Raw genomic sequence first — 18133 nt, forward strand, 5'->3', positions numbered from 1 at the left:
TCGACGAATGAATTCCTTGCCTGACAAATCCGACAGTTGCACTTACAATTGGAAAACTCTTCCTTGCCGTCAGTCGAAAGTGCATCATATGATCAGAGGTAGTGGGTGTGAGGACCAACAGATAGAATCCCCTGCCGGGCCCATGCAATCACGAGATTGATCGGCAAATCAAGCGCACGCAATGAGAGCAATTTTGTTAATGAACTCACGGTGCTCTTTCGTACAATCGAAACGGCCCGAATTGATTTCCACAACTTGCTGGTAAATGCCAGAAGCCCGGAAATGTCGAATTTTCATGATTTGAGCCGGTTTCCGTTAACCTTGTATTTAAAGTTTTAGCTATCGGCAAAAGACGCCTATTTCCTTAACAGGCATGAGCCGATACGATGCAAAATGGCGGAGAAAGTTTTGTAGCGGCTCTTTCGTGGTCCGGCCGTCGCAGTAATGAGTACGAGGTAGGCAAACAATGGCTTCCAAATCCAAGGCACAGAAGCTCGACCTTGAGGTTGAAAAGGCACTGGAACAGGCACTCGATATCGATTTCGGTGACGATCTTGATATCGACATGGATTTGAGTGCGTTCGATGAAGGCTTCTCGGTCGATGATCTGGAGGAGCAGATTTCGCGTGCGGCCGAAGAGCTGGTTGCCGAGCAGAAGACAAAGACGGTCGAGCCCGCTGCCACCTCTCCAGTGGAAACGACAGCGAAAGCCGCCACCATCACCACAGCCTCCGTTATTGCAACGCCAGCAGCGCCGCCGGTTCCACCGGTCGTGAAAGCTGCCGGACCGGTTTCCCACGCCACGGCCAGTGTTCAGCACCAGCCTGCCAACAGCTCAAAGGCAGCAACGCCAGCGCCCGAGCCTGTCAGCAAGCCCGTCTCCGCCGCACCTGTTGCCGCCGCCAACATCGCCTCCTCTACCTTCACGCCGGCAAATGACGATTCCCGCAGTGAAAAAGCAATAATCGCAGCCCCACGCCGCGCGACGGAAAACTCTTCGAAGCTTTTCTGGACAACGACGGCAATCAGCGTGCTTTGGGCCGCTGGCGGCGTCGCGCTGAGCAAGGCTATCAATCCTGATGTCTTCTCAAGCATGCAGGCTACCAAGGACTTCTTCACCTCGCCCGCCGGTCTTGGCGTTGTTGCTGGTGTCGCGTTGCCGGTCGCCATGTTCTGGGGATTTGCGCAGCTCGTAAAGCGCGCGCAGGAAATGCATTTGGCTGCGCGCAGCATGTCGGAAGCGGCCATGCGTCTCCTTCAGCCGGAAGCTGTATCCGGAGACCGCGTATCGACCCTTGGACAGGCTGTGCGTCGCGAAGTCGCCGCAATGAATGAGGGCATCGAACGCACTTTGGCGCGGGCCGTGGAACTGGAAACGCTCGTTCAGTCGGAAGTCAATCAGCTTGAACGCGCCTATAGCGATAATGAAGTCCGCATTCGTTCGCTCGTCAGCGACCTCGGCAACGAGCGCGAAGCCGTAGTCAGCCATGCCGAGCGCGTACGTTCTTCAATCTCGGGCGCGCATGAACAGCTCAAGGAAGAACTTTCGAGCGCTTCCAACATCATTCGCGACAATGTGCTTTCCGCTTCACAACAATTGAGCACGCTCCTCAGCGAATCCGGCGAGCGCCTGATCGGCAGCATCAATGAAAGCGGCGGCGCTATTGCCGAAGCCATCGAAACCCGCACAGGAGACATTGGCTCGCGCATCACGACTTCCGGTGAAGCTTTTGCCAACCTGCTGGACACGCGTATCGCGACACTTGATGAGCAATCCCGCACTGTATCGGACCGTCTGGCTGAAGCTCTGGACGAACGAACGACCGGCATTGCCAATCTGCTCGGCGGCGCAACGCAGTCCATGGTCAGCGAATTCGACACTCGTCTTGCCAATCTCGAAAGCACACTTTCCGAGCGTGGCCGGTCGCTCCTGTCCGAATTCGAAGCCCGCGCCCATGCTCTGGACAGCAGCACCGAGAAACTCAATGCGGCTCTTGAAACCCGTTCCCGCCAGATTAATGAAAATCTCATCGCCCGCACTCGCGAAATCGCGGAGACGTTCTCCAGCGGTCGCACTTCTCTGAGCACGATGATTGACGAAACCAAGACGAAGATCGGTGAAGATCTGACGTCAATCGGTGAAAGCGTCGGCAACATTCTCGGCGAAAAAGCCAATGCCTTTGCCGGCAAGCTTGCTGAAAGCCGGGACATTCTTGCTGCGTCACTGGAAGGCGAAACGGAACGCGTTTCGGCGGTTATCCGCGGACACGCCGACACGCTTGCTGCACGCACAAGTGACATCGAAAATGCTGTTAACACCAGTGCATCGGCCCTCAATTCCGTTGCAGACAACCACGCGGCAATTCTGGAAGAACGAACCAACGCGCTCCGCCAGACCATGGAAAGCCACTCGGCGCTGCTGGATGCGAGCTTTGCAGACCACGCCCGCTCCCTGGAAGAACGTGCCACCACGCTCCATGGCATCATCGCAGGCAATCAGGCTATGCTTGCTCAGCTTATGGATGAGCGCGCCGCTGCGATGCGAGATAACTTCAACGAAAACCGTGAAGTTCTTGCGCGTACCTTCGATGAACGCGTAAATTCGCTTCAGGCACTTATTGCAGAAAATCAGGACACGCTCGCGCGTATTCTTGATGAGCGAGCAAGCAGCATGAATGCGTCCATCGGTGCCAGCCGCGACACGTTCGTCGCTGCACTGGGTGAACATATTCGTGAGGTTGAAGAGCGCACAAGCGGTCTGCACACGGTCTTGAACGATCACAACAATGCCCTTTCCGGGATTCTTGACGGTCATGAGCGCACGATTGAAACCCGTGCCGCCGAAATCCGCTCGACGCTGAGCGAAAGCACGGCATCGCTGAGCCAGACGCTGCAGGATCACAGCGACATACTGGAACAGCGAACGACCAACTTGCACAACGCAATCGCGGACAGCAGTTCCGCTATCAGCCGTGCTTTCGAAGGCCAGACCGGCATCATCGAAGAACGCACGCAGACAATGGAAAAGGCGCTCACCATCGGCGTCGACAATGTCCGTCGGGCGCTGGAACAGAGCGCGGGCATCGTTGCCGGCACGCTGCGTGAGAAGATCGGTGAAGCGGCAAGCACGCTTTCTGCTGAAGCGGCCAAGGCCGGCGAAGCTCTGGACGGTTTCGGCGAAGCATTCAGCGCCCGCCTGATCGACAATCTGTCTGGCACAGAAGCTCGTCTGGGCGACCGCGCCGATGCGATTGCAGGTCGCCTCGGAGAGATCGAAAGCCGCCTCACTGGCGAGCTCGGGTCGATCGAAGCCCGCATCGCCGACACGGCCAGCAGAACAAGCGAAACGCTTGCCGGCCATAGCGAAGCCTTTGCTGCGAGCGTCGCCGACAATCTGGCTGGAACGGAAAGCCGCCTCAACGAACGCGCTAACGCCATTGCGAGCGGTCTCGAAGCCATCGAAAGCCGCCTCACCGGTGAGCTCAGCACGATCGAGGCTCGTATCGCAGATACGGCTTCAAAGACGAGTGAAACGCTTGCAGGTCACAGCGAATCTTTCTCGGCCAGCGTTGCCGACAATCTTGCTGGCACCGAAGCCCGCCTTGCAGAGCGCGCCGATGCGATCGCTACCCGTCTGGGCGACATCGGTTCGCGTATCACGATGGAACTCGGTTCCGTTGAGGCACGCATTGCACAGGTAACCGATACGACTGCGGTTACGCTGGAGGAACGCACCCGCGAACTCAACGCCGTTCTTGCTGCCCGTTCACAGGAAATCACCAAGATTCTCAATGATACGGCAGAACCGCTCGTACAGCGACTGGCCGATAGCGGTCGCGGGCTGGCACAACAGCTTGAAGAAGCAACCCATGCCGCAACAGACAGACTTCGTTCGGAAAATGCCGCTCTGGTCAATGCGCTCGCAAGCCGGACCGCTGAAACGATTGCCGCCGTTCAGCAGGCCAAGGCCGGTCTTTCCGATAATGTAAGCGAGCTGATCGACCGTCTTGCCGCATCGAACGGTGAACTCGGCAAGCTGATCGATGCTGCAACGCGCAATCTTACGGACATCGATGGTCGCCTTGTCGACACGACATCAAGCTTCGTCGAGAACACCAACCGCGCCGCGCAGATGTTTCAGGCTTCCACCGGTCTGATCGACGGCAATATCGGCACTTTGCGCGCCATCTCCGACAGCACCCTGTCGCAGATTGCAGACATTGCCGACCGGTTCGAAGAACACGGAAAGGTTCTCTCCTCGGCTTCCGAAATGATCAATTCGGCACAGAACGGCCTTGTCAGCACGCTTGAGGACCGCCACCAGGCACTCGACAAGCTGGCATCCGGCCTGGCGGAAAAGTCAGAAGGCGTGGAAAAGCTGATGCGGTCTTTCGAAGAGCTCGTGACCTCCGCATTCCAGCGCGCTGAAGGCCAGACCCGCTCATCTGCCGAAAAAATGCGCGAAAGCGTTTCGGAAATCGTCGAACAGGCCGCACAGAAATTCTCTGCAGCAACGGACGATATCCGTCGCACCGCAAGCGAAATCCGTAATGAGCTCAACACGACCCGTGGCGAACTGAAGCGTGGCGTGCTCGACATGCCCGCCGAAGCCAAGGAAACGACGACTGCAATGCGCAAAGCCGTGAGCGAGCAAATCAATGCGCTCAAGGAACTGGCCGAGATCGTCAATAAGTCCGGACGTCTGGTGGATGTCGGCGAAAGCCGTGCTGACCGCCAGGTTTCGCGCCCTGCACCGACCGCACCCCGTCCGACGCCGGTTCAGGCACCGGTAGCACAGGTGGAAGTCGCAAGCCGGCAGCGTGCCTATGACGCGCCAGCAGCTCAACCTGCGCCGAATACACCTGCCCAGGCAGAAAAGCCACGTGGATGGGTGTCCGATCTTCTCGCCCGCGCATCCCGTGAGGAAGAAGAAGCAGCACAGCCAAAGGCTCAGCCGACCGCGACGCCTCGTTCGCCAAGCCATGTCGTTGAATCGCTGAACTCGCTTTCAGTGGATATTGCCCGCGCTATCGACCATGAAGCTTCGGTTGAACTGTGGGATCGCTACCGTCGCGGCGAACGGAACGTCTTCACCCGTCGTCTTTATACGCTGAAAGGTCAGCAGACCTTCGACGATATCAAACGCAAGTATCAAACGGATGGGGAATTCCGCCGCGCCGTTGACCGCTACATGGATGACTTCCAGCGTCTTCTTGAGGATGTCGCCCGCAACGACCGTGACAACATGGTAACGCGGACTTACCTCACTTCAGATACCGGCAAGGTCTACACCATGCTTGCTCATGCAAGCGGTCGCCTCCGCTAAAAAACTGAAAACAAAGAAAACGCGGCCTTCGGGCCGCGTTTTTGTTTGTTGGGACTATCGGCCAGCAGCACGCTGCAGCAATCAAAAAAAAGGGTCGGCGACTGACCACCGACCTTCCTTTGTCAATCAATTTTCTACGGGTTCAGAGCGCCGTTACCGTCCAGCTTACGATTTCGCTGGCAGTCCGCTCGAAGGCTGCGTTAAGCGCCTTCACATAGGCCGCATTTGTCGTCCCGCTGACGGGAATGGCCGTACGGAACACGCGGGTCGCACGAACTTCCCCGTTCTTATCGTTCATCAGCCTGACGGCCAATTCCACGACTGCAAGCTTTGGCGAAGCATAAGCCTGGATGCCGAACATGCGAAGATCAGTCAGGATCTGATAGTTGATCGCAAGACCATCTCCTGGCCGGCCAATCCCGCCAAACGCGCCCGTATTCTCATAAGCCTGCACCAGACGGGACTGCACGATGTTTGTCAGCCTGTCCCCCCATTGAGCGCCATTCAGATACTCGATAGAACCGGGTGCAGAGCTGACGACAATATTCTCGCTATCGAGCGCCTTGAGTGCTGTGGGTGTCGGAACCAGCAACTGTATATTCTTGCGGCTTGGTGAAGTCACACCTGACTGGGGCGCCGATAGATTGAATGTGTCCAGCGGCTTTGTCGTCCCGCAGCCGGCGAGGAGCAGACCCAAAGCAACCGGAACCGAAGCTGCACGGAGCAGAACACGACGTGATTTCATGTCAATAAGGCTGGCTTTGGAAATCAATGACGCGTCCTCCCGTCATACCGAGGCACATTCCCCTGACCGCCAAAAATAAGACGCTGAGGATTGCGCTCAAGATCGGTGATAGCTTGTTCTATGCGCTGAATGGAACGGCGACTGTCCACCACGACGGATTGCACATCGCGCAGCCCCTGCCCGGAGAACCGCTGAAGATTGTCCGCAATAGGTGCCAGTCGCTTGTCGAGATTGTCTGACGTCTGCCGAATCGATTCAAGCGTTGCCTTTGCTTGAGCCACCACGCCATCCTTGTCGTCGCTGGACAAAAGCTTGTCTGTCTTGGCCAGAATGGCATCAACGCGCACGGACGCGGCGTTCAGGCGAGCCATCATGTCCTTTGCGTCGGTAACGATCTGGCTGATATTCCCTGTATTCTCACCAAGTTCCTCAATGATGTCGGCATTCTTCGCCAGAGCATCGGTAAATATCTTCGTGTTATTGATCGTATCCGTGAGCGGCCCGCGGGCGTCCTTCACAAAACCTTCCAACTGTCCGAGCACAGCGTTGGCTCGCGCTGCAATATCCTGGGCTGTAGCGAGAAGATTGTTGACCGCAGAAGGATCGGCGTCGATGCGGGCAACGGTCTCACCCTTTTCGGCTTCCGTTAAGAGATTGGGTTCGTCGAGACGACCGCCCTTCAACTCGATATAGGCCAGCCCTGTCAGCCCTTGAAAACCAAGCGTGGCCGTAGTCGAACGGGTAATCGGCGTTGTCGCGTTGACCCGCGTTTTGACGATCACCATTTCCGGGTTGGTGGGATCAAGACGCAACGCCCGGACATCGCCGACCTTGATACCGTTGAACAGGACCTGACTTCCTATCGAAAGACCTGTAACGGAGCCGGGAATACGAACGTCGAGTTCCAGAGAATCGCGTGCTTCTCCGAAACGGGCAATCCAGAACACGAAAGCGAAAGCCAATAGGCTGACGATCAGCGTGAAGACACCCACCAGTACGTAATTGGCTTTAGTTTCCATATTTTATCCAGTCTGCAAGCGGCTGCCAGGCCGCCGTCTCGTTGGCGCCGACGGATCGATCTGGCGCGCGCGCTTGCCCCGAAAATAGGATTTAACCCACGGATCGTCCACCGTCAGCATGTCTTCAATAGTGCCACTGACGAGCACTTTCTTGCCTCCAAGAACAGCGATCCGGTCGCAAATCGCAAAAAGACTGTCGAGATCATGAGTGACCATATAGACGGTCAAACCCATCGTATCCCGCAGATTGGCTATCAAGTCATCGAACTCGGCTGCTCCAATAGGATCCAGTCCCGACGTGGGCTCATCAAGAAAGAGAATGTCGGGGTCCAAAGCCAGCGCACGGGCCAGCGCAGCGCGCTTGATCATGCCACCGGAAAGTTCGGACGGAAATTTTTCTGCCGTGTCCGGCTTCAGGCCGACGAGATCAATTTTCAGTCGCGCCAGCTCGTCCATCAATTTCGGCGAAAGATCGAGGTATTCGCGCATCGGAACCTGAATATTTTCAAGAACATTCAGCGCGGAAAACAACGCTCCGTGCTGGAACAGAACGCCCATACGCATATCGATGGACATCTTTTCCAGCTCGTTCAACTGATCAATATTGCGGCCCAGAATTTCAATTTGACCAGACTGCTTTTTATTGAGACCCAGAATGGTCCGCATCAGCACGGATTTGCCCGAGCCGGATGGGCCGATAAACCCCAGCACTTCTCCCTGGTAAATCTCGAGGGACAACTTATCGAGCACCGTTTGACGCCCGAACGAAACCGTCACGTCGCGCACCGAGATCATCGGCACGGCCGTCTGGCGCTTATCTTCGTCCTGCGGTTGCGACCGAGAGTCGATGCAGTTCTCCATAATCATTCTTTAACTGAGCTTGGCTTTCGACTGAACCATCGAACACGATTGAAGGGTCAATTTTTTGTGCAACTGTGTCTCAAAGAACCCATTAAAAACAAAGAACATATGCGGTTTCTAAAAATTGATAGCCGCGTAGAACATCGCGAACAAACCATCCACGACAATAACCACGAAAATCGCCTTCACGACCGACGCCGTAACACGACGGCCCAGTGATTCCGCGCTGCCTCCGACCTTCATACCTTCTACCGAAGCGAGAATCCCGATGATCATGGCCATGAACGGAGCCTTGATAAGACCCGCAAAATAAGTGTTCAACGCGACTGCATCATGCAGACGGCTGATAAAAGCATCAGGTGAAATATTGGAATAGAACCACGCAACACCACCTGCCCCGATCAATGCGGCGAGATCGGAAATGATGGTGAGCAATGGCAAGACTATAACCAGCGCTACGAGACGGGGAAAGACCAGAACGCCCACCGGATTGAGACCAATAACTGTCAGAGCGTCGGTTTCCTCACGCATTTTCATGGAGCCGATTTCGGCTGTGATGGCGCTTCCCGAGCGCCCGGCGATCATGATCGCAGTGAGAAGTACGCCAAGCTCACGCAATACCAGAATACCGACCAGATCGACGACAAAGATTTCCGCACCGAAATAACGCAATTGAAATGCGCCTTGTTGAGCAATGATTGCACCAACAATCGTTGACATAAGGATGATGATGGGAATGGCGCCCACGCCCATGCGGTCCATCTGCGTGACAATCGCGGCGAAGGGAATGCCGCTACCGCGTCCATACTTCAACTGGGCTCCGCGGATGGTAGCACCAAGAATGTGCATCGCCATCTTGAAGTCGCTACCCACAGAGACAACGCCTCCCCCAAGCGCGGCCAGAAACGAAATCAAAAAGAACGGCTTTTTCTGACGCGGGATATCCAGGGTACGCTCGACGGCCTGCCCTACTTCCTCCATCAGAGGAAGCCAGGATTGACGCACTCCTTCCAGCTGCACTTCCACTTTCTGCGCGACAAGGCGCTGCCGCAGGCGTTCAATCAGCCAGGCCCCCGCTGTATCGAGACTGGACACACCAGAAATGTCGATGACTGTTGCCTCTCCCCGACCCGCCTTCTCAATGCCACGCATCTTATCATCGACAAGATTGACGCTCTGAGATACCCAGCGACCGTTCATCCGTATATGGCGCACGCCGTCGTGCTCCACGAGATCAATCTTCGGCGCAGAATTGTCGGTAGCTATTGCTTTGTCGGCAGTGTCGGTCAACATGGCCTACCTCATATACGAGTCGCTGAACGACCGAAATACTGCGTCCCAGAGGGCATCTCTATGCACAATACCTTGAATATCACTGTAGAACGCTATCCTATCGCCGGAAAATTCACAATCTCCAGAGGCTCCAAGACAGAGGCTGCCGTTGTTGTGTGTGCGATCAGCAACGGTTCTCATCAAGGACGCGGCGAATGCGTTCCTTATGCGCGTTATGGCGAAAGCATCGAAAGCGTTAGCGCGCAGATTGAGGCCGCCCGCTCAGCTATCGAAAATGGCGCCACGCGACAGGATATCCAATCGTTAATGCCTGCTGGTGCTGCCCGCAATGCAGTCGATTGCGCCTTGTGGGACCTCGAAGCAAAGCAATCAGGCAAGAGTGTCGCCGATATACTCGGTATCTTACCCCGGCCACTTGAAACGGCAATCACCGTTTCGCTCGGCACACCTTTCGAAATGGCGGAATCGGCCGCGAAAGTCGCTCACTATCCCCTTATCAAGGTGAAAATGGGTGGGGAAAACGATATCGAAAAAATCCGCGCCGTCACTAGTGCTGCTCCTAACAGCCGCATCATCATCGATGCGAATGAGGGATGGACGGCGGACAATATTGCCGAAAACATGCGCGCCGCCGCCGACGCAGGCGTTATTCTCATCGAACAACCGTTGCCGGCCAACAACGATCACATTCTCAGCGAAATCGATCGCCCCGTCATTATCTGTGCTGATGAAAGCGTTCATACATCGGTTGGCCTTGAGGAATTGGCCCAGCGCTACGACGCCGTGAACATCAAACTCGATAAAGCGGGTGGATTGACCGAGGGGCTCATCATGCGGGACAAGGCAACCGAACTGGGACTTCGGATCATGGTTGGCTGCATGGTCGGCACGTCGCTCGGTATGGCACCTGCTGTCCTGCTCGCCCAGAAGGCCAATGTGGTCGACCTGGATGGACCGCTGCTTCTCGCCCATGACCGTAATCCCGGGCTGCGTTATGAAGGTGCTCTGGTCTATCCGCCGGAAGCTGCCGTCTGGGGCTGAGCTGCGCGTTGATAGCTCTCGCCCGCAGTCCTGTTGATAGGAGCGAGAGCACCTTCGAAAATATCGGCGCAGGCATCCCAGGTGAATTGTTTAAGCACTTGTGCTGGCTCGAACGGTTCCATTTCCAGCGCCGCCAGACAGGCCTCTCTGAGATCTTCGGAAAGAACGCCCGCGCCGGTCGCTCCGACAACGTCCCGCGACCCAGGTACCGGATAGGCTGCCACCGGCAGCCCAGATGCAATGGCTTCGAGCAAAACGAGACCGAACGTATCCGTTCGGCTTGGAAAGACAAACACATCGGCTGCGGCGTAGGTCTTAGCCAGGGCTTCGCCTTCTCGTTTTCCAACGAACACCGCTTCTGGAAACCTCGTTTGCAACTCATTCAGGGATGGTCCGTCTCCGACGATTAGCTTTGTGCCGGGGAGATCGAGTTCCAGAAATGCGGGCAGGTTCTTTTCCGTGGCCACTCGACCCACACAGATAAATACCGGTCGGGGCAATTCCTTCGGCACTTCGGGCCGAGGGTAGAAGAGTGTGCGATCAACACCGCGCGTCCAGAGATCCAGCTGCGTAAAACCGCGGGCCTTGAGATCTTCAAGAATGGACTGGGTCGGCACGAGCGTATGCTGAGCTGCATTGTGGAAACGCCGCAGAAAGGCGTAAGTCCATTCCGGAGGAATAGGAAAGCGTTCCCGCAGATACTCCGGAAACCGCGTGTGAAAACTTGTGGTGAACGCCCACCCCATTTTCCTACAGGCACGCCGCGTCATGAATCCGAGTGGCCCTTCCGTTGCGATATGCACGTAATCTGGTTTCAGAGCCGTCAAGCGTCGTCTAAGCGCGCCCGGTGTCGTCAAGGCGAGCCGGATTTCGGGATATGTCGGACAGGGAATCGATCTATAATCTAGCGGGGATATGACGGTTACGTCATAACCCCGTTCGATCATCAGATCACGACATTTGGTCAGCGTGCGCACGACACCGTTGACCTGAGGATGCCAGGCGTCGGTGACGATGACGATTTTTTTCATCTGCGGGAATTCACCAGATCACGAACGGGTCGTGGAAGTTGAATAATCCTGCCTTCGTCCTGCTCCTCACTATCGGAACTGACGCCCCCTGCCACTGAAGAACGATCACGGCGTTCGGTCCATTCGATGAGTTCCATCCGGCCATCGAAATGCTCGATAACAGCCGTACAGCTTTCCACCCAGTCGCCCGTATTGATGTATTCGACACCATTCATGCTTTCGATCGTAGCATGATGGATATGGCCGCAAATAACGCCGTCAACCCCGATACGTTGCGCTTCTTCCGAGACCACATTCTCGAACTGACCGATGAAATTGACCGCCTTCTTGACGCGGAATTTCGCCCACGCTGAAAACGACCAGTAGCGCATGCCAAAGAGCGAACGGACCCTGCTCATAACTGTGTTTATCCAGATTGCCGTGTCATACGCCCAATCGCCCAGATAGGCGATAAAGCGTGCATTGCGCACCACCACATCGAACTGATCACCATGTATGACCAGAAATTTGCGGCCGTCCGCCGTTTCATGGATCGCCCGGTTCATCACCTCGATGCCGCCGAAATGTGTCCCCTGGAAATTTCGCAGGAATTCGTCGTGATTACCGGCAATGTAGATGATATTGGCGCCCTTGCGGCTCTTGCGAAGCAGCTTCTGGACCACATCATTGTGTTCCTGAGGCCAATGCCAGTTACGCCGCAGACGCCAACCATCGACAATATCGCCGACGAGGTAGATCGTCTCAGCCTCATGGTAACGAAGAAAATCCAGAAGCAGTTCGGCCTGAGCGGCCTTGGAACCGAGATGGACGTCCGAAATAAAAAGGGTTCGGAGTTTTCTGGACTGCGGAGCGTCGGTGCTCATTTGGTTGTCCCCTTCAATGGCAACCTGATCTGAGCGCAGAGAACCCGATTCATGTCACAGAGATATGACGGCTATTTTGAAGCGCGGAAAACAAGCTTCCGCGCCTCTTCCGCCATCCGTTTTAAGCGACGAGTTCTGCTTTGGGACCGATATAGCGCGATTGCGGACGAATGAGCTTGTTCGCTGCCATCTGTTCACGACAGTGCGCCACCCACCCCATGGTTCGTCCCATCGCGAATACACATGTAAACACGTCACGTGGGAAACCTAATTGCTCAAGCAACAGGGCGGTATAGAACTCGACATTCGTTTCAAGGGAGCGGTCCGGCTTATGGCGCCTGAGAACCGCGATGGCGGCTTTTTCCACGGCCTCAGCCAATTCAACGCGGGGTTTTCCACGCTGATGCTCAAGCGCTTCAACGTTCTTCAAGGCAGTTTTCAAGGCGTCGGCGCGTGGATCGCGGACGCGATAAATTCGATGACCGAATCCCATCAGCCTTTCTCCGTCGGCAACAGCGGATTCCAGCCACCTTTCCGCGTTGTCGGGTCTGCCTATTGCGTCCAACATATCGAGAACGGGCCCAGGCGCCCCACCATGCAACGGCCCTTTCAATGCGCTGATGGCAGCTAGCAGAGAAGAGGTCAATCCCGCCCGCGTCGATGCCACGACACGCGCGGCGAACGTCGAGGCATTCAATCCGTGGTCCGAAACCGCTATAAGATAGGTGTTCAGCCCGGCAACTTCGGCTTCGGCAGGCATAGCCGCGTTCGTCATACGAAGGATGTCCGCGCTATGCGGAAGCGTCGGATCAGGACGAATTGGGAGCCGTCCCTTTTGCGCTCGGAGAATGGCTGCCGTGAATACTGCTGGCGCCGCCATCAAATGCAGTGCCGCCGTCAGGTCATCATCGTCGGGAATACGGGCCATCAATGCGCGAAGCGCCTCTATGGGAGCCATTTCCATCAAGCTGCTATCAAGCGCATCCGTATGATGAAATACCTGCACACGCGCCTCGCCGAGCGCTTCTTGAAGCTCGGCCCCTTTGGGAAGGTCGTTGAAAAAGCCTTCCCACAGAAGTTCTATTCCATCTTCGACGCTACTGTGCGGAACCAGATCATCCAGTGACCGACCGCGAATAACCAGCCTGCCTGCCAGCCCATCGACGTCAGACAACACAGTTTCGGCAGCAATCACATCCTCAAGTCCGCTATTCATGATCATTCTCCTTGTTTGCCTTTCGACATTGAAACCAAGTATAGTTGACGTCAATCTTGATGAAATCGATCAATGTAGGGAGCAATAATGGACTGGCTGACAACGGAAGAAGCACTCGCCGTTCTTCAGACGAAGCCACAGACTCTTTATGCCAATGTGAGTCGGGGTCGCATTCGTTCCAAACCGTTGCCCAACGATCCCAGACGAAGCCTTTATAGATCGGAGGACGTTCATCGACTGGCTGACAGACGCCCCGGTCGTAAACGAGATAGCGCTGTAGCCGCCGATACTATTCGTTGGGGGCTTCCGATCATGCGTTCGGGCATCTCGACCATTATCGATGGCCGCCTGCTCTATCGCGGTTGCGACGCGGTTGAGCTGTCCGAAACAGCAACGCTGGAAGAAGCGGCCGCTTTGCTATGGCACGTAAATTTCGACATTACGGCCAGCAGCGACGATAAGACAAAATTGGAAAGTCATCAGCCGCACTCAGCGCCGCTGGAACGGCTGTTTACTGCCTTTGCCGTTCGGGCCGCGAACGATCTGCCCAGTTCGGGAAGATCCCCGACAATCCTGCAGCAAGAGGCTTTTGGTCTGCTACAGTTGTTCCACAATACCGTTCTTGACGTTTCTTCGTCCAATGTACCGTTACATGAACGCATTGCATCGGCCTGGCAAAAGCCACAGGCTAGCGACGTGATCCGGCGTGTTCTGGTGCTTCTGGCCGATCACGAACTCAACGCATCGGCATTTGCCACCCGCGTTGCGGCGTCGACAGGCGCGCCGCTTTCCGCAGCAATTCTCGCCGGATTATCAACATTGATAGGTCCCCGGCATGGACGTGCCGCAACTGCTGCGACTGCAATTATTGCGCAGGCCCGGCAACTAGGTGCCGAAGCCGCCATCAAGGACCAGCTCAGGCAAGGCGCCCAATTTCACTTGTTCGGTCACCCGCTTTACCGCGAAACGGGTGATATTCGCGCTTCGGCCCTGCTGGAACATCTGGACCTGCCCGCCCCTTACGGCGATTTGGAGCGAAGTGCCGCAGACATCCTTGGTGAGAAACCGAACGTCGATTTCGCACTCGCTGCAATGACGGAAATCTATGAGCTGCCTTCAGATGCGCCACTGTTCCTGTTTGCGCTTGCGCGTATCGCAGGTTGGCTTGCGCATGCGCTCGAACAGGTGGCTAGTGGGTCTTTGATACGGCCAAGAGCAGAGTTTACATCTCCGCTTGAATAGCGAAACTCACCAAATTTTGTTTCCGGTTGGTGCAGTTTCTACCCTAAAAGGTGGACATATGTCGCGGTGAACCAAAATCCGGTTGATCAGACTGCGTCGTTGGTGGCATGTCTTGAGAACTGAACCAAATGCGAGGATCAAGCCGTGGAGTTGGGCCTGAAAGGTCGAAAAGCAATTGTGTGTGCTTCCAGCAAGGGGCTTGGACGAGCCTGTGTAGAGGCACTTGCCGAGGCCGGGTGCGATCTGGTTCTCAACGGACGAAATGAAGAAACCCTCGCGGAAGCAGCAGAGGCAATTCGGCAGACATTTGGCGTGAAGGTTGACGCCATCGCTGCGGACGTATCCACCGCTGAAGGACAGGCTGAGTTGCTTTCCGCCTGTCCTGCGCCGGACATTCTGGTAAACAATAACGGAGGGCCGGCCTTCAAGGATTTCCGCCTTCTCGATCGCGAAGCGATCCTTCAAGGCGTGACGCAGAATATGGTTACGCCGATAGAGCTGATCAAAGCCGTGATTGACGGAATGGTCGAGCGCCGGTTCGGCCGTATCGTCAACATCACATCAACGTCTGTATATGCGCCCATTCCCGGCCTTGATCTTTCCTCTGGAGCGCGCGCCGGTCTGACGGCTTTTTTTGCAGGCGTTGCTCGCACCGTCGCGGCCTCCAACGTCACGATCAACAACATCCTTCCCGGTGCGTTCGACACAGATCGGCTTCGTAGCGGCTTCGCGTTCACTGCCCAGAAGAACGGCACAACGCCCGAGGCGGAGGCTGCGAAGCGAGCAGCGGCAATTCCCGCCGGGCGAATTGGCCAGCCGAAGGAGTTTGGTCAGGCCTGCGCCTTCCTTTGCTCGGAACATTCCGGGTTCATTACCGGGCAGAATCTCATTATCGATGGCGGCGCGTATCAGAGTGCCTTTTAACAGCACCAAACGATAAGATCTGCAAATTTGGAAAAACTCATTCTCGAAAACGGGCCTACTGAGATTTGAGCCGATAGCCTAAGAACAATAATGGCCCAGCGTGCGGAACTTGTGCGCGAAAGCTGCGTGCGGAAACGGGATGTTACCGTAGCATCCACGTGCGAACAGGCTTTTGCCCTGCACAAAAGATTTTGGAAAGCGATGCGACCATGACCAAGAAAACACCTTCCACTTCCCGTTCGGATTTCGATGAAGCAGCGTTGTTCTTTCACCGTTATCCGAAGCCCGGAAAGCTGGAAATTCAGGCGACAAAGCCCCTTGGCAATCAGCGAGATCTGGCGCTCGCCTATTCGCCCGGCGTAGCCGCCCCCTGCCTCGCGATCCACGAAGATCCCGCAACCGCCGCCGAATACACCGCCCGGGGCAATCTCGTTGCCGTCGTATCGAACGGAACCGCGGTTCTCGGCCTTGGCAATATTGGTGCACTTGCTTCCAAACCGGTTATGGAAGGCAAGGCCGTCCTTTTTAAGAAATTCGCCGATATAGACGTTTTTGACATTGAAATTGATGCGCATGAAATCGATCGCATCGTCGATGTTGTGGCTGCTCTGGAGCCGACTTTCGGCGGCATCAATCTTGAAGATATCAAGGCACCTGAGTGCTTCGAAGTTGAAGAACAGCTTCGTGAAAAAATGAACATCCCTGTCTTCCATGACGACCAGCACGGCACGGCGATTATCGTTGCTTCCGCTGTGCTGAACGGTCTGGAACTCGCAGGCAAGAAAATCAGCGACGCCAAGATTGTTACATCCGGCGCAGGCGCAGCAGCTCTTGCCTGTCTTAATCTCCTAGTCAATCTCGGGGCGAAACGCGAAAACATCTGGGTCTGCGATCTCGAAGGTGTCGTCTACGAAGGCCGCAACACGCTGATGGATCGCTGGAAGGAAGTTTACGCGCAGAAGACCGACGCGCGCGTTCTGGCCGACGTTATCGGCGGAGCCGACGTTTTCCTCGGCCTTTCAGCCGCTGGCGTGCTGAAGCCCGAACTTCTCAAGCAGATGGCCGAAAAGCCTCTCATCATGGCACTCGCCAACCCGAAGCCGGAAATTATGCCGGAAGAGGCCCGTGCGGCCCGCGCCGATGCCATGATCTGCACCGGACGTTCGGATTATCCGAACCAGGTCAACAACGTCCTCTGCTTCCCTTATATCTTCCGTGGCGCGCTCGATGTGGGTGCCACTGCTATCAACGAAGAAATGAAGCTCGCGGCGGTTCGTGCGATTGCCGCGCTCGCCCGCGAAGAGCCTTCGGATGTCGCCGCACGCGCATATTCCGGCGATACACCGACTTTCGGACCGGACTACATCATTCCGTCGCCATTCGATCAGCGCCTGATTCTCCGCATCGCCCCGGCAGTGGCCAAGGCAGCGATGGAGACAGGTGTGGCAACGCGTCCGATCGAGGACATGGAAGCCTATCTTGATCGCCTCAATCGCTTCGTCTTCCGGTCTGGCCTCATCATGAAACCGGTCTTTGCTGCCGCACGTGCGCAGGAGAAGCCAAAGCGCGTCATTTATGCCGATGGTGAAGATGAACGCGTGTTGCGTGCGGCCCAGGTGGTGATCGAAGAGCGCGTTGCTGCCCCGATTCTCGTCGGGCGCCCGCAAGTTATCGAAACGCGGCTGCGTCGCTATGGCCTGAAGATCCGACCGGGAACGGATTTCGAACTCATCAATCCCGAAGACGACCCGCGTTATCGCGACTATGTCGACCTCTACCTGTCCTATACCGGCAGACAGGGTGTGACACCAGAAGCAGCACGCACCATCGTGCGCACGAATTCAACTGCGATCGCTGCTCTGGCAGTAATGCGCGACGAAGCCGATGCCATGATATGCGGTCTTGAGGGACGTTTTGAGCGACATCTCCGCGTGGTGCGCCAGATCATTGGCAAGGTTCCGGGCATCCGCGATTATTCTGCTTTGAGCCTGCTCATCTCGCAGCGAGGCGCCCTCTTCCTCACGGACACTTATGTCAACGTTGAGCCGAGCGCAAACGAAGTCGCCGAAATGGCAATTCTTGCCGCAAAGGAGATCAGCCGCTTTGGTATTGAGCCAAAGGCTGCGCTGGTGTCGCATTCGAATTTTGGATCGAAAGAATCCGCCAGCGCAGAGAAAATGCGCGAAGCAGCTGCAATTCTCGCTGAAAAAGCACCGGAACTCGAGTCGGACGGCGAAATGCATGGCGATTCTGCTCTCTCGCAGGCCCTGCGTGATCGCGTCTTCCCCAATTCGCGTCTGAAAGGTGAAGCCAATCTCCTTGTCTTCCCGAACCTCGACGCAGCAAACATCACCCTGAACGTGGTCAAGATGGTTACAGACGCCCTGCACGTGGGACCGATTTTGCTCGGCGCAGCCCGTCCGGCACACATTCTGACGCCATCCGTCACCTCGCGTGGCGTCGTCAACATGACTGCCTTGGCAGTTGTCGAAGCCTTGCAAAAATCAGGTGAAACTCTCCGTAAAAGAGGTTAATCATCCAAAACTAAGTTAGAGTTACTTAATATAAGTAT

General features: G+C 55.9%; 12 protein-coding genes. 5 read left to right on the forward strand and 7 right to left on the reverse strand.

Going from position 1 to position 18133, the window contains the following annotated elements; translation table 11 throughout:
- Positions 1-466 precede the first annotated feature (466 nt).
- Positions 467-5326, forward strand: coding sequence for an apolipoprotein A-IV repeat region-like domain-containing protein (locus J9800_RS06920; RefSeq protein WP_210845675.1), 4860 nt, complete (start codon positions 467-469; stop codon positions 5324-5326).
- Between the two features lie 142 nt (positions 5327-5468).
- Here the strand turns inward: J9800_RS06920 and J9800_RS06925 are convergent, their stop codons facing one another.
- The 4 genes from J9800_RS06925 to J9800_RS06940 form a co-directional block, all read right to left on the reverse strand.
- Positions 5469-6071, reverse strand: coding sequence for an ABC-type transport auxiliary lipoprotein family protein (locus J9800_RS06925; RefSeq protein ID WP_502696714.1), 603 nt, complete (start codon positions 6069-6071; stop codon positions 5469-5471).
- 23 nt (positions 6072-6094) lie between these two features.
- The gene (locus J9800_RS06930; RefSeq protein WP_112591767.1) at positions 6095-7090 is read right to left on the reverse strand and encodes an MlaD family protein; all 996 of its coding nucleotides are present in this window, start codon (positions 7088-7090) and stop codon (positions 6095-6097) included.
- Positions 7091-7093: 3 nt separating this feature from the next.
- Entirely contained in the window at positions 7094-7957 is an 864-nt protein-coding gene (locus tag J9800_RS06935; protein WP_210845677.1) for an ABC transporter ATP-binding protein, read from the reverse strand.
- Positions 7958-8068: 111 nt separating this feature from the next.
- Complete coding sequence (locus J9800_RS06940; protein ID WP_112591765.1) at positions 8069-9244, reverse strand: ABC transporter permease; 1176 nt, start codon at positions 9242-9244, stop codon at positions 8069-8071.
- Between the two features lie 60 nt (positions 9245-9304).
- Between J9800_RS06940 and dgcA the strand changes: the two genes are divergently transcribed.
- The gene (gene dgcA, locus J9800_RS06945) at positions 9305-10285 is read left to right on the forward strand and encodes an N-acetyl-D-Glu racemase DgcA (protein ID WP_114215334.1); all 981 of its coding nucleotides are present in this window, start codon (positions 9305-9307) and stop codon (positions 10283-10285) included.
- Here dgcA and J9800_RS06950 read toward each other — a convergent pair.
- The 3 genes from J9800_RS06950 to J9800_RS06960 all read right to left on the reverse strand — a co-directional run bounded on the left by J9800_RS06950 (position 10255) and on the right by J9800_RS06960 (position 13395).
- Entirely contained in the window at positions 10255-11316 is a 1062-nt protein-coding gene (locus J9800_RS06950) for a glycosyltransferase family 4 protein (protein WP_114215333.1), read from the reverse strand. The genes dgcA and J9800_RS06950 overlap by 31 nt on opposite strands.
- The gene (locus J9800_RS06955) at positions 11313-12179 is read right to left on the reverse strand and encodes a UDP-2,3-diacylglucosamine diphosphatase (protein WP_114215332.1); all 867 of its coding nucleotides are present in this window, start codon (positions 12177-12179) and stop codon (positions 11313-11315) included. Before J9800_RS06955 ends, J9800_RS06950 begins: the two co-directional genes overlap by 4 nt.
- A 121-nt stretch (positions 12180-12300) precedes the next feature.
- Positions 12301-13395 (reverse strand): citrate synthase/methylcitrate synthase, encoded by a 1095-nt coding sequence (locus J9800_RS06960; protein WP_112591759.1) that lies wholly within the window; start codon positions 13393-13395, stop codon positions 12301-12303.
- 87 nt (positions 13396-13482) lie between these two features.
- Here J9800_RS06960 and J9800_RS06965 point away from each other — a divergent pair, with 87 nt between their 5' ends.
- From J9800_RS06965 to J9800_RS06975, 3 genes are all read left to right on the forward strand, one after another.
- Positions 13483-14637, forward strand: a complete 1155-nt coding sequence (locus J9800_RS06965; protein ID WP_114215331.1) for a citrate synthase — start codon at positions 13483-13485, stop codon at positions 14635-14637.
- A gap of 144 nt (positions 14638-14781) precedes the next feature.
- Positions 14782-15561 (forward strand): SDR family oxidoreductase, encoded by a 780-nt coding sequence (locus tag J9800_RS06970; protein WP_114215330.1) that lies wholly within the window; start codon positions 14782-14784, stop codon positions 15559-15561.
- 209 nt (positions 15562-15770) lie between these two features.
- Positions 15771-18095: an NADP-dependent malic enzyme gene (locus tag J9800_RS06975; RefSeq protein ID WP_114215329.1), complete on the forward strand. Its 2325-nt coding sequence runs from the start codon at positions 15771-15773 to the stop codon at positions 18093-18095.
- Positions 18096-18133 lie beyond the last annotated feature (38 nt).

The sequence above is a fragment of the Ochrobactrum sp. AP1BH01-1 genome (genome assembly GCF_018066705.1).
In the GTDB taxonomy this organism is placed as follows: Bacteria; Pseudomonadota; Alphaproteobacteria; order Rhizobiales; family Rhizobiaceae; genus Brucella.

Excerpts from the sequence above, each read along its gene's own strand:
- J9800_RS06950 (WP_114215333.1), bottom strand. The coding sequence starts at position 11,316 with ATGAAAAAAATCGTCATCGTCACCGACGCCTGGCATCCTCAGGTCAAC.
- dgcA (WP_114215334.1), top strand. The coding sequence starts at position 9,305 with ATGCACAATACCTTGAATATCACTGTAGAACGCTATCCTATCGCCGGA.
- J9800_RS06935 (WP_210845677.1), bottom strand. The coding sequence starts at position 7,957 with ATGATTATGGAGAACTGCATCGACTCTCGGTCGCAACCGCAGGACGAA.
- J9800_RS06920 (WP_210845675.1), top strand. The coding sequence starts at position 467 with ATGGCTTCCAAATCCAAGGCACAGAAGCTCGACCTTGAGGTTGAAAAG.
- J9800_RS06940 (WP_112591765.1), bottom strand. The coding sequence starts at position 9,244 with ATGTTGACCGACACTGCCGACAAAGCAATAGCTACCGACAATTCTGCG.
- J9800_RS06975 (WP_114215329.1), top strand. The coding sequence starts at position 15,771 with ATGACCAAGAAAACACCTTCCACTTCCCGTTCGGATTTCGATGAAGCA.
- J9800_RS06965 (WP_114215331.1), top strand. The coding sequence starts at position 13,483 with ATGGACTGGCTGACAACGGAAGAAGCACTCGCCGTTCTTCAGACGAAG.
- J9800_RS06960 (WP_112591759.1), bottom strand. The coding sequence starts at position 13,395 with ATGAATAGCGGACTTGAGGATGTGATTGCTGCCGAAACTGTGTTGTCT.
- J9800_RS06925 (WP_502696714.1), bottom strand. The coding sequence starts at position 6,071 with ATGAAATCACGTCGTGTTCTGCTCCGTGCAGCTTCGGTTCCGGTTGCT.
- J9800_RS06955 (WP_114215332.1), bottom strand. The coding sequence starts at position 12,179 with ATGAGCACCGACGCTCCGCAGTCCAGAAAACTCCGAACCCTTTTTATT.
- J9800_RS06930 (WP_112591767.1), bottom strand. The coding sequence starts at position 7,090 with ATGGAAACTAAAGCCAATTACGTACTGGTGGGTGTCTTCACGCTGATC.